At 45.8% G+C, this 12234-nt stretch carries 10 protein-coding genes; 7 read left to right on the top strand and 3 right to left on the bottom strand.

The annotated features are described in order from the left end of the window. Nucleotides 1-867: 867 nt before the first annotated feature. The 3 genes from gntK to MHI06_RS29800 all read right to left on the bottom strand — a co-directional run bounded on the left by gntK (nucleotide 868) and on the right by MHI06_RS29800 (nucleotide 4729). Complete coding sequence (gene gntK, locus MHI06_RS29810; RefSeq protein ID WP_340400038.1) at nucleotides 868-2415, bottom strand: gluconokinase; 1548 nt, start codon at nucleotides 2413-2415, stop codon at nucleotides 868-870. Nucleotides 2416-2481: 66 nt separating this feature from the next. Then, entirely contained in the window at nucleotides 2482-3843 is a 1362-nt protein-coding gene (locus MHI06_RS29805; RefSeq protein ID WP_340400037.1) for a gluconate:H+ symporter, read from the bottom strand. 211 nt (nucleotides 3844-4054) lie between these two features. After that, nucleotides 4055-4729 (bottom strand): GntR family transcriptional regulator, encoded by a 675-nt coding sequence (locus tag MHI06_RS29800; protein WP_340400036.1) that lies wholly within the window; start codon nucleotides 4727-4729, stop codon nucleotides 4055-4057. 579 nt (nucleotides 4730-5308) lie between these two features. Here MHI06_RS29800 and rpmH point away from each other — a divergent pair. The 7 genes from rpmH (at nucleotide 5309) to rsmG (ending at nucleotide 12230) form a co-directional block, all read left to right on the top strand. Continuing rightward, nucleotides 5309-5443: a 50S ribosomal protein L34 gene (rpmH, locus tag MHI06_RS29795; protein WP_017691413.1), complete on the top strand. Its 135-nt coding sequence runs from the start codon at nucleotides 5309-5311 to the stop codon at nucleotides 5441-5443. Nucleotides 5444-5848: 405 nt separating this feature from the next. Then, complete coding sequence (rnpA, locus tag MHI06_RS29790) at nucleotides 5849-6199, top strand: ribonuclease P protein component (RefSeq protein WP_036611981.1); 351 nt, start codon at nucleotides 5849-5851, stop codon at nucleotides 6197-6199. Nucleotides 6200-6273: 74 nt separating this feature from the next. Then, nucleotides 6274-7152: a membrane protein insertase YidC gene (locus MHI06_RS29785; protein WP_169482697.1), complete on the top strand. Its 879-nt coding sequence runs from the start codon at nucleotides 6274-6276 to the stop codon at nucleotides 7150-7152. Continuing rightward, on the top strand, nucleotides 7149-7850 hold the full coding sequence (jag, locus tag MHI06_RS29780; RefSeq protein ID WP_076332219.1) for an RNA-binding cell elongation regulator Jag/EloR: 702 nt from the start codon (nucleotides 7149-7151) through the stop codon (nucleotides 7848-7850). Before MHI06_RS29785 ends, jag begins: the two co-directional genes overlap by 4 nt. A 211-nt stretch (nucleotides 7851-8061) precedes the next feature. Beyond that, a complete protein-coding gene (gene mnmE / locus MHI06_RS29775) occupies nucleotides 8062-9438 on the top strand; it encodes a tRNA uridine-5-carboxymethylaminomethyl(34) synthesis GTPase MnmE (RefSeq protein WP_169482695.1) in 1377 nt (458 codons plus the stop codon). A 180-nt stretch (nucleotides 9439-9618) separates the two neighbouring features. After that, nucleotides 9619-11508, top strand: coding sequence for a tRNA uridine-5-carboxymethylaminomethyl(34) synthesis enzyme MnmG (gene mnmG / locus MHI06_RS29770; RefSeq protein ID WP_340400035.1), 1890 nt, complete (start codon nucleotides 9619-9621; stop codon nucleotides 11506-11508). After that, nucleotides 11508-12230: a 16S rRNA (guanine(527)-N(7))-methyltransferase RsmG gene (rsmG, locus tag MHI06_RS29765; RefSeq protein ID WP_340400034.1), complete on the top strand. Its 723-nt coding sequence runs from the start codon at nucleotides 11508-11510 to the stop codon at nucleotides 12228-12230. Before mnmG ends, rsmG begins: the two co-directional genes overlap by 1 nt. The last annotated feature ends 4 nt before the right edge of the window (nucleotides 12231-12234 follow it).

The raw sequence follows: 12234 nt of genomic DNA, 5'->3' as shown, positions 1-12234 counted from the left end.
AGACTGTCACTCCTTTTACATGTTCCAAGTGTGGCTTAAGCCATGATGCAGTGTCGAAATACGAGATATATTGTTGAATTTATCCCCAAACCCCCGCAGGTCGAAAACAAAAAAAGTATGAACAACGGAAAATTGTTCACAACTTTATCCACAGGCTGTTGATAATATTATGGGTCAGATCACATATTCACATCCAAAAGTAATACAATCATAGCAAAAGAAACCCCGCATTTCAACGTATCGCGTGATTTTATCCACAAATTCAATAACTTGTGTATAATTTTTAGTCACAACACAATATATTGTTTATAAACTGTTTAATTTTCGACAGGATGACCCAAAAACCAAAAATGTTTTATACACAGGTTATCCGTCAAATGATGCCAAATTGTGTGTAAAAGTATTCTTCGTTTGTGAATAACCTGTCTGTGGATAACCGTTAATTGAAAATGGAGCACGATCGAGATCGGGAAAAGAGTTACCTCTGACCCTCGTGTTTTCCTTGCCAAAGGAGTTAGGGAAATTTCACGATTTCAGCGTAAGGCTGGAAGGCGGAAAAGATCCCAATTGGCGTATCGTTAAACAAGAAATGTGATCTAGTTTCTGAGGAGATGGGGATCTGTGGACATCGATATAGATGGATAATGAACAAAGAGGAATTCATTATAAGACAAGTGGAATATGAATTATCCGGAATGAAGAGGTAAGCCGAAACTCAAATATTGAGGTAGAAGTGTATGACTATATGATATGAATCCAAACGACATTTTATGAATTTATATCAAAAGAGGGTGTCCCCTGAAACCGATTTTTGGTTTCAGGGGACACCCTCTTTCTTTGTGTGGAGACTAAGTATGGATTGATGATTTAGAGACGCTCATGGGACATCTTGCGTTGAAATTCAGCGATATCTGCGTATTCCTCCTCCAGTTTGCGAGAGATCCGAATAAAGATGGGCAGCAGCTCCTGGTAGAGTACAGCATTCTCTTTGACAGGGGTATGTCGATGGGTTGTACCCACCATGGAAGAAACGGCATGAAGCGAGTCAATTCTCCCAGTAGCGTACAAACCAAGCACAACGGCACCCAGACAGGAACTTTCGAAGCTTTCAGGTACAACGACTTCCTGATTGAAGATATCGGACATCATTTGGCGCCAGAGAGGAGAGCGTGCAAACCCACCGGTGGCTTGAATGGAGGTAGGTTGTCCAATCTGTTCTTCCATGGCGAGTAGTACCGTATATAGGTTGAAAATGACCCCTTCCAGGACAGCGCGGATCATATGCTCTTTCTTATGATGGAGTGTTAAGCCGAAAAAGGAGCCACGGGCATCCGGATTCCACAAAGGGGCACGTTCGCCCGAAAGGTACGGATGAAACAGAAGTCCTTCCGATCCCGGCCGGACACGTCCAGCAATTTTGGTCAGCACATCATAGGAATTGATGCCAAGTCGTTTGGCTGTCTCCACTTCAGACGCTGCGAATTCATCCCGCACCCAGCGAAATAACATACCACCGTTATTCACAGGTCCGCCAATGACCCAAAGATTCTCTGTGAGGGCGTAACAGAAGGTCCGACCTTTGGGGTCGGTAACCGGACGGTCCACGACAGTGCGAATGGCCCCGCTGGTTCCGATGGTTGCTGCAACAACACCAGGTTCAATGGCGTTTACGCCGAGATTGGACAAAACCCCGTCACTTGCGCCAATAACGAAGGGCGTGGAGGGGGAGAGAGCCATTTTTTCAGCCGATTCGTGATTCATTCCTTCTAATATATGTGTTGTAGGTACGAGCTTCGACAGATGGTCGGGTGTAATGCCTGCAATCTCAAGGGCTTCCGCATCCCAGTCCAGTTGTTCCAGATTGAGCAAGCCTGTGCAAGAAGCGATGGAATGGTCGACGACATATTGTCCGAATAGACGGAAGAACAGATATTCTTTAATAGAGATAAATTTGGCTGTGCGCTCGAAAAGTTCAGATTCATCGTGGCGCAGCCACATTAATTTGGTCAGCGGTGACATGGGATGGATTGGTGTACCTGTGCGCAGATAGATGCGATGGCCCAATTCATTCTCTTGCAGTTGGGCAGACCACGCTGCACTTCGATTATCCGCCCAGGTGATGCACCGAGTTAAGGGTTTGTCGTCCTGATCCATGGCAATGACACTGTGCATGGCCGAGCTGCAGGATACGAACAGGATCTGCTCGGCAGCAACACCACTCTGATCCATAACTCCTCGTACAGAGCGGAGAGCCGCCTGTACAATCTCCTCGGGGTCCTGCTCGGCAACATCGGGTGCAGGGGTATACAAGGGATATTCCTGCATTGAGGTACTGACGACGGAACCTTGCTCGGTAAATAACACGGATTTGGTACTGGTGGTACCGATATCGATTCCGATCATGTAGTTGTTCATGTATTTAATCCTTCTTTCTCCAGAAAGCGATAAGTTTTTAATTTCTTTCTACTATAGATACTCCATTTATACGACTGTACTTAGCAGCAAAATAAAGATCAGTCCGACCACGGATAATAGTGTTTCCATAACGGTCCACGTTTTCAATGTCTGGGCGACGCTCATATTAAAGAATTCTTTGATCATCCAGAATCCTGCATCGTTCACATGAGACAAGATGAGTGACCCCGCGCCTGTGGCGAGTACAACGAGTTCAATATTGGCGCCTGGTGTGAGTGCAAGCACTGGAGCGACGATACCAGCGGCTGTTGTCATGGCTACGGTTGCTGAACCAGTAGCTACACGAATAAGCGCCGCAACAAGCCAGGCAAACAGGATCACGTTAATGTTGGCATGAGTAGCGACTTCAGCAATGGCGTTACCTACACCACTATTGATCAATACCTGTTTGAAGGCACCGCCTCCACCAATAATGAGAATGATGGTCGCCGTAGGCGCCAGACATTCACTGGTGAAGCGAGAAATATCGTGCTTGGTGAATCCACGTGCGAAGCCGAGTGAAAAGAGGGCAAATACAACAGAAATCAGCAGAGCAATGATCTCATGACCGATAAATTCACTGAACACGGTGAATCCGCTCGTGGCATTTGGATCAATGATGCTCGCTATGGAACCGATTAACATCAGAATGACCGGCAGCAATATGGTAAACAGGGTAATACCAAACCCAGGCATGTTGCTGTTTGTTTTGGTTGCGAATTGTTCAGCCAGTTCAGCTGGCGGTTCGGTGTGTATTCTTTTTCCAATAAATTTACCAAACAAAGGACCTGCAATAATCGCTGTAGGAATACCAACAATAAGGGAGTACAAAATGGTTTTACCCAGATCTGCGCTGAAGGCTTCAACTGCAATCATTGGCGCTGGATGGGGTGGAACCAGACCATGTACAGTCGACAGACCTGCCAAAATGGGAATACCGATCTGCAGCAATGACATGTTGGTTTTACGTGCAACGGTGAAAATGATGGGGATCATCAAAATAACGCCGACTTCGAAGAAAACAGGAATACCGACGATAAAGCCAACAATCATCATGGCCCAGTGCACACGTTTCACACCGAACCGATCGACCAATGTGGTTGCAATGCGCTCGGCACCGCCGGATTCGGCCATCATCTTACCGAGCATCGTACCAAGAGCAATAACAATTGCAATGGTTCCAAGTGTGCCGCCGAGTCCCCCGGTAATGGAAGAGATCACATCGGCAGGTTTCATACCTGTAAGTAAACCGAGCATTAATGCGGATAACAAAAGGGTGATAAAGGGATTCCATTTATATTTGGAGATCAAAACGATCAGAAAAACGATCGCAATTAATGTCCAGACCAATAATGTTGCATTATGGGATAGTCCAAAAAGAGTGCTCATGATGTGGTGTGCTCCTTTATTTCTGATATAGAACGCTTACAACTGAAATCATCGTTAACACGTAGATTCGTGCCAGTACTGCTAAAGGGCTATTCGCGAAAATGTAGCTTTATCATGCCCAAAATGGAAACAAAATCTCATTTTGTATACTTGTCGACAAGTTAGAGCGCAATCATACACGACGGATATGATTGCAAACGCTCTGCACCAATTAGGAATCGAAGCTTTCGTGCAAGGTTTTGCCGGAATCTTGGAAATACGTGCGGACTCCAGCCTGAATGAGCAATTTGTCACCGGATTCTAATGCTTCAACGAGCGAACGGTGTTTCTCAATTACAGCGCTTACTTTCTGCTCGCCTTGAACAAATACTCTGCGCGTCGTGAGCAGCATAACGGTCATCACAACATATCGAATACTGTTCCATAGGTGTGAAATACGGGAATGCTGGGCTGCTTCAATGATGGTTTCGTGGAAAACGAGATCCTGATAAGCGAATTCGACAGCGTCCTGATGTCTTCCAGCGAGTTGCATTTTGTCGATCACGTTACGCAACTGGGTAATTAATGACTCTGGAACATCTCCAGCGAGTCGCTGCTGCACAAAACTTTCAATCAGGAAACGGACATCATATAATTCTTCGACATCCTTGATCCTCAGTCCCAGGACAACGACACCCATACGTTCAAGTCGAATCAGACCTTCATTAGACAATGTTCTTAACGCTTCACGGACAGGTGAACGACTGCTGTCAAAATCAGCCGCAATTCGATTTTCCGACAAAATCTCTCCAGGTCGAAGGGTACCACTGATGATCCGCAGCCTTAATTCGCAGGCAATGGCTTCACCACGGGAAGCCCCTTGAAGCCAGGAAGAAGGAAATAGCATATGGCTAACGCTCCTATTAATAAGTAATCAGTTCATTACTGATCATAGCATAACTATTTTGAGGACTGGACATTTCAGCTCAATCCATAGTCTGTAGTATGCATGATAACGGCTGATGTTTTTTTCAAAGGACTACTTGTATACAAGATGTGATTTTTATCCTACACCTTTCTCAAAAGCTTGTAAACCTCAATTGAAGCGGATACAACTTGATCAGAATTCAACGATATTGGAAGCCAATAATCATTATCCACATGTGAATAACTTTAAACAGGAAGTATTGAAGGAGATAGCGGGTATTGGAGGGTGTGGATAACTATAAATGCGGTATTATCGTGATCTGATCAGGGTCTGGGGATAACTTTTTGAAGCTCTCTTCGAGGCTTGGTAATGATAATAATGTGAACGGACTGTGGTCATCATTTCTGGCGGGATGGAGAGCGTATATAAAAGAGGGAGAAGCCTTGAGCCTTGCAGTTGACTTTTCCAGGTGATCATGGTTAAATATATAAAGGTGTTTTCTGTGAAGATGAAAGTGATTCATCACATAAGTATTTCCTTGTGAGGAGGTGCAATACATTGAGACCTACATTCAAACCGAACGTTAGCAAACGTAAAAAAGTTCATGGTTTCCGGAAAAGAATGAGCACGAGCAATGGCCGTAAAATTTTGGCCGCACGTCGCCTTAAAGGCCGTAAAAACCTGAGTGCTTAATGCATTGAAGACCACCGAGGTGGTCTTTTTTTTCTTAATTTGGATCATTTCAGACTGGATGCTGGTACAGATCAGGTCTGAATGGTCTGCGGAAAAGTTCTGAATACACATCTATGTATGTCGAGTGAGTTTTTCATTTTTCGAAAACTTACCTTATATAAGGATGAATGTCGGTTCGGTTAAAATATCCGATCTGCGATCATCACGGGATGAATGCTGATCAGTTCAAGTAGCTGTTCAACAATCATCCGGGATGAATGTTTGCTCGGTTTAAACGACCGATCAACAATCATCGCAAATGAAGTTGTTGTCAAGACGGTTTACCGTTATTCAAGAAAGCCTATACTAAATCAGTAATGAGGCCTCCGTCAATAACAATGGTGGAGAACAGCAAGGAGAAGCGCCGTGTATAAAAGACTGCGTCTACGAAACCGGGCGGACTTTAGCCGTGTATACCGGTATGGAAAATCGTTTGCCAATCATCAATTCGTGGTGTATGGCTGCCGCCGTAAAGATACGGAACAATTCCGGGTTGGCGTATCATGCAGCAAGAAAATCGGAAACGCTGTCGTACGCAACCGGATGAGACGCATGATTAAGGAAATTGTTCGTCATCATGAGCATGAGATTGTCACGCAGATGGATCTGATTTTTATCGTCAGAAAAGGTGCACTGGACATGCCCTATAAGGAGATGGAAAAAAGCCTGCTCCATGCGATGCGCAAGGGCTCACTTTTGAAGTCGAGCAAGCGGTAAGCTTCGGTTTATTTGTCCTCCTAATTATGGTATGATTTACGGTGGAATGGAATGGTTAAGAGAGGGGTTATGAAGTGTCGCGATTGAAGACATCAAAGGGGAAGTGGATTCTCCTCATTGCAGTCATTGCAATGGTCACTGTACTCGCCGGATGTACTCCACAGGGAGCCGGGGTTACTACGGAAGATCTGAAGAATAGTGGTTCTTTTTGGCAATCTAATGTTATTTACTGGTTCTCACTGGCGCTCGATACATTCGCCAATTGGTTCAACGGTGAATATGGACTGGCCGTCCTCGTGATGGTGCTTATTGTACGGACATTGATTTTACCATTAACAATGAAACAAGTCCGTAGCTCCAAAGCCATGCAGGCCATTCAGCCGCAGCTGAAGGAGATTCAAGCGAAGTTTAAAGATACACCTGAGAAAGTTCAGCAAGAAACGATGAAGTTGTTTCAGGAGAACAAAGTTAATCCGATGGCGGGTTGTCTGCCACTTCTGATTCAGATGCCGATTTACATCGCACTTTATAACTCAATTTACGGAAACTCCAGTCTGAGAACACATGATTTCTTGTGGCTCCAACTCGGGGAACCGGATCACCTGTTTATTTTGCCAGTGCTGGCTGCCATCACAACATTCATTCAAACATGGATGATGATGCGTATGAACCCTGCACAGCAAGTGGGTCCGATGCAGTTTATGCTATGGGTATACCCGATTTTGATCTTCGTGATGTCCTACCAGTTCCCGTCAGCACTTCCGCTGTACTGGTTCTACAGTAACATCTACACGATCGTGCAAAACTATTTCCTTTACCGGAATAATGATAAAATCGTGGCTGAGGTCAACGTGAAGCAGAATAGCTCCTCCAAAAATGGAGCTAAACGCAAAAACGGTGGCAAAGCGACCGTCTCTGGAAAAGGGTCGAAAGGGGCCAAAAAATCGAAATGACCAAAGTCATTACGTCAGGAAAAACCGTTGAAGATGCTGTAAACCAAGGACTGACCGAGCTTGGCGTAAGTCGGGACAAGGTCGAGATACAAGTGTTAGAGCAGCCGTCAAAAGGATTCCTGGGTTTGATCGGGGTGAAGGCGGCCAAAGTTGAAGTAAAACTATTGCCTGTGCCCGAAGTTGTTCAACAGCCGATCAAGCCAGCCGCGCACGTACCTGAAGTAGATGCATTACTTGAGGGTGTCGCAGCTAAAAATCCCTATGAAGAAGCGGCTGCTTTCTTGAAAGAGGTCGCAGCAGGTATGGGACTGGATGTTGAAGTGCATATCAAAAAACAGCGGGATGGACATATCTTCAATATTGCCGGTGAAGACCTGGGCATGATTATTGGCAGACGTGGACAGACGCTGGATGCGCTTCAGTATCTAACGAACATTGTAGCGAACCGATACTCGGAAAGCTTCGTTCGAATTGTGCTCGACGCGGAGAATTTCCGTCAACGTCGGCGGAAGACGCTGGAGGATCTGGCTGAACGGTTGGCTGGACAAGCAATCCGTACCGGCAAGGAAGTTGTACTGGAGCCAATGCCTCCGCTCGAACGAAAAGTCATTCATGCAAAACTGCAAAATCACCCGCAGATTAAGACGTTAAGTAAGGGCGAAGAGCCCAATCGGCGTGTGGTCATTACCACGAAATAACACGAAATTGAAGACGCAATGGCTTCCTGCCCGGTGCAGAAGCCATTGCTTTTTTCGTACAGAAGCAATTTGATAAGATACGTAACACAGGTAAATAGTGAACTTAATACGATAAGCAGCATGTCATATGATATATCATCAATAGAGTTGAAAATGGATATGACGTCCCCCGAGGGGCGGCAATTTTAAAATAGAGCAAGGAGAGATAACCATGTTCAGTGATACGATCACAGCGATATCAACAGCTGTCGGTGAGGCGGGGATCGCCGTGATCCGGGTCAGCGGCCCGGAAGCAGTGTCGGAGACGGAAAAGATTTTTCGCAGCAAAACCCCTTTAACTCAGGCAGCATCCCATACGGTTCATTATGGTCATATCATAGATCCGGCGAGCGGCGAGAAGATCGAGGAAGTGCTGGTTACGGTCATGCGGGCACCACGCTCATTCACAACAGAAGATGTCGTGGAGATCAGTGCGCATGGCGGTGTGGTGTCGGTAAAACGGGTCATGGACCTGCTGTTGCAGCTTGATATTCGTCTGGCTGAACCGGGTGAGTTCACGAAGCGTGCGTTCCTCAATGGGCGGATTGACCTGTCTCAGGCTGAAGGTGTCATGGATCTTATTCGTTCCAAATCGGACCGAGCTTTCTCGGTTGCATTGAAACAGGTTGAAGGTAAGCTATCCTCCAAACTGCGTGATCTACGATATACACTGGTGGAAACACTGGCTCATATTGAAGTGAATATCGATTACCCCGAGCATGATGTGGAGTCGTTAACGTCTGATTTTATTAAAGAAAAGTCCAGTCAGGTTATGACTGAAATCGATAAATTGCTTACCACAGCAGAGCAAGGAAAGATCCTGCGAGAAGGTATCACGACGGCTATTGTTGGACGACCTAACGTAGGTAAATCCTCATTGATGAATACACTTGCGCAAGACAATCGAGCTATCGTCACGGATATTCCAGGAACAACTCGTGACGTGATCGAGGAGTTCATTACGATTAATAATATCCCGCTGAAGTTACTTGATACGGCAGGAATCCGGGAAACGATGGACGTTGTAGAGAAGATCGGGGTAGAACGCTCTCGTTCTGCGGTAAGTGAAGCCGATCTGATCTTGATGGTTGTGAATGCTGCTGAGCCACTTCATCCCGATGAGATTGAATTATTGGAGCAAATCCGCGGTAGACAATCGATAATCATTATGAATAAAATGGACTTAACGCCACAGGTAGAACGTGACGTGCTGCTTCGTTACATTCCGGAAGAACGGCTTGTACCGATGTCGGTGAAAGATGATCTGGGTGTGGATCGACTGGAAGATGCCATCTCTACGTTATTCTTCAGTGGTAAACTGGAGTCGGCAGATCTGACCTATGTCAGTAACGTGCGTCATATTGCTTTGCTCAAAAAAGCGAAGCAGTCCCTGGTGGATGCCTATGAAGCGGCAGAGCAGTTTATTCCGATCGATATGATCCAGATTGATGTTCGTTTAGCGTGGGAGCATTTGGGCGAGATTGTTGGAGATACAGCACATGATGCATTAATTGATCAGATTTTCTCCCAGTTCTGTCTAGGAAAGTAAAAATAATATACTGCCGATTGACTTAAATCGTAGTGTATGATGGAGAGGTACAATTTCTGCCTGTTGTCAAAGGATGGAATGATGTTGTAGCCATTACGTGTTGGTTTTATATAGATAGGAATGCAAGTTCCGATGAACGGTTAGCAGTATTTCGTTTTCATTATAAGGAGGTAAACAGGAATGGCTTTTGATGGCGGCAGTTATGATGTAATCGTCGTTGGTGCAGGACATGCTGGTGTGGAATCCGCGCTGGCCGCAGCCCGTATGGGGTCCAAAACACTAATGATTACAATCAATCTGGATATGGTGGCCTTTATGCCTTGTAACCCATCCATTGGGGGACCGGCTAAAGGACATGTTGTGCGTGAGATTGATGCACTTGGTGGAGAAATGGGACGGAATATCGATAAGACCTTTATTCAGATGCGGATGCTTAACACGGGTAAAGGGCCTGCTGTTCACGCGCTTCGTGCTCAGGCAGATAAATTCTCCTACCAGCATAAAATGAAGGAAACGATGGAGAATGAACGTAATCTGACCATGCGTCAGGGGATGGTTGATCGACTGGTCGTTGAAGACGGAAAGTGTGTAGGAGTCGTGACTCAGACCGGAACAGAGTATCGGGCCAAAGCAGTCGTTCTAACGACAGGCACATACTTGCGCGGTAAAGTAATTATGGGTGAGTTGATGTATGAGAGTGGACCGAACAATCAACAACCATCTCTTAAATTGTCAGAGCATCTGCGTGAACTGGGCTTCGATCTGGTTCGTTTCAAAACAGGTACACCTCCACGTGTGCATAAGGATACGATTGATTTTAGCAAAACCGAAATTCAGCCTGGTGATGATGAGCCGAAGTTCTTTTCCTATGAAACAGAATCTTCCGATAATGAGCAACTGCCTTGCTGGTTGACGTATACATCTGTGGAAACACATCAGATTATTAATGATAATCTGCATCGTGCACCGATGTTTTCGGGTGTGATTGAAGGGACTGGACCGCGTTACTGTCCATCCATTGAAGATAAAATTGTCCGGTTTAGCGACAAACCGAAACATCAGATTTTCCTGGAGCCGGAAGGCAAAAATACATCGGAGTATTATGTGCAGGGGCTATCTACGAGTCTGCCAGAAGATGTTCAGCTTGCGGTTCTGCGCTCGATTCCAGGTATGGAAAAAGTAGAAATGATGCGTAACGGTTATGCAATTGAATACGATGCGATGGTGCCTACACAATTGTGGCCGTCACTTGAAACCAAACGTCTGCCAGGTCTGTTCACAGCGGGTCAGATTAACGGTACTTCGGGTTATGAAGAAGCGGCTGGACAAGGCGTTATGGCCGGCATTAATGCAGCACGCAAAGTACAAGACAAAGAGCCGATTGTGCTTGATCGTTCGCAAGGATATATTGGTGTGCTGATTGATGATCTGGTAACAAAGGGTACGAATGAACCTTATCGTCTGTTGACTTCACGTGCCGAGTATCGCCTGTTGCTTCGCCATGATAATGCAGACATGCGTTTGACGGCAATCGGACATGACATTGGCCTGATCCCTGAAGAGCGTTATGCGAAATTCCTGGATAAAAAGGCGAAAGTCGAGCAGGAAGTCGCGCGTCTGAAAGTGGCTAAAGCTCGCCCAGTTGAAGTGAACGCAAAGCTGGAAGAGTACGGATCTACACCTATTCAGGATGGAAGTACGTTGCTTACCTTGCTGCGTCGCCCGGAGCTGGGGTATGAACTGATTGAACAGCTCTCACCATCTGAGGTAGAACTGACAGCAGATATGAAAGAACAAGTGGAAATACAAATTAAATATGCGGGTTATATTGAGAAACAATTGATCCACGTGGAACGTTTGCAAAAGATGGAGAAAAAGAAAATTCCGGACACCATCGTATATGATGAGATTCATGGTCTTGCTATGGAAGCCAAGCAGAAGCTCACTACGATTCGTCCAATCTCGATTGGTCAGGCTTCTCGTATTGCTGGAGTTACTCCTGCCGACATCTCCATTCTGCTGGTCTACCTGGAGCATTATAACCGTGTAACCGCAGCAAGGGGACAATAATGGACGATATTCAACAGCAACTGCAGCGGCGCTTAAAGAAACATGGATTAGAGCTGGGCGAACTCCAGTTGGAGCAATTCGAACTGTATTATCAGGAACTGGTATCCTGGAATGAAAAGATGAATCTGACGGGCATAACGGATCGGGAGCAAGTATATACCAAGCATTTCTATGATTCGGTATCGCTGGCTTTTTATACTGACATGACCAAAGTGATTAAGCTTGCTGACATTGGATCAGGAGCGGGTTTTCCGGGATTGCCCCTGAAAATCTGTTTCCCACACATCGAGCTGACGATCATAGACTCATTGAATAAACGTATTGGTTTTCTACAGCATGTGGTAGATATCCTTGGCCTGACAGACGTGGAGTTGGTCCATGGACGTGCTGAAGAGATCGGACGCAAAGAAGGGTATCGTGACAGTTACGATCTCGTTACGGCGCGTGCAGTAGCCAAGCTGGCTGTACTGAATGAATTCTGTCTTCCGTTTGTTCGCAAAGGTGGAATGTTCGCTGCGATGAAGGGCGGAGACCCACGTGAGGAAATGAAGGAAGCGGAGTTTAGCTTCAATCAGCTGAAAGGACGGGTAAAAGCTGTTCACCCTTTCCAACTGCCGGTTGAAGAATCAGAGCGCCATATCATCCTGATCCAGAAATTTGATAAGACACCTTATAAGTATCCGCGTAAGCCAGGCACTCCAATGAAGACTCCACTGGTATAGTTGG

This window comes from Paenibacillus sp. FSL H8-0079, from assembly GCF_037991315.1.
In the GTDB taxonomy this organism is placed as follows: Bacteria; Bacillota; Bacilli; order Paenibacillales; family Paenibacillaceae; genus Paenibacillus.
Note: the sequence above shows the minus strand (reverse complement) of the source record. Positions and strands in the feature narration are given on the sequence as shown.